This is a genomic window from Aquisphaera insulae, assembly GCF_011064615.1.
Lineage (GTDB): Bacteria > Planctomycetota > Planctomycetia > Isosphaerales > Isosphaeraceae > Aquisphaera > Aquisphaera insulae.
Map to the genome: position 1 here is coordinate 1 of NZ_JAALJH010000277.1, position 370 is coordinate 370.

Here is a 370-nt window from a genome sequence, read left to right on the forward strand (position 1 = left end):
CGCGGAGGTCAACCGCCCTGCCGTAGGTGGCGGCCTGGTAGACCCCCGGCATGAGCGTCAGGCCGCTGTTCCAGTCCACTACGTAGACAGGGAAATACGCGAACGACATCATGCTGGCCGGCGTGCTGTTGGAGAGGAGGTCCCAGCCGATCGAGCTGGAATCGATCCCGCCGCCGGACCCGCTTCCGGTCGGGGTCGTGCTCGAGGAAGGCCCGGACGAGGTGAAGGAGGTCCTCCCTGGATCGCCCGCGCCCACCGGGAGGCCCGGCGCCGATTGCTTGGTTCCAGCCGCACTCGCCGCGGACGCGGTCCCCGCCGCGCTCATGAGTGCGGAACTTGCCCCCGACGAGGATGGCGTGGCGAACCGCAG

General features: G+C 69.7%; 1 protein-coding gene. It reads left to right on the top strand.

Annotation, left to right across the window (positions count from 1 at the left end):
• Positions 1-110: 110 nt before the first annotated feature.
• A partial coding sequence (locus G6O54_RS37645; protein WP_205679203.1) for a hypothetical protein occupies positions 111-370 on the top strand: 260 nt, incomplete at its 3' end.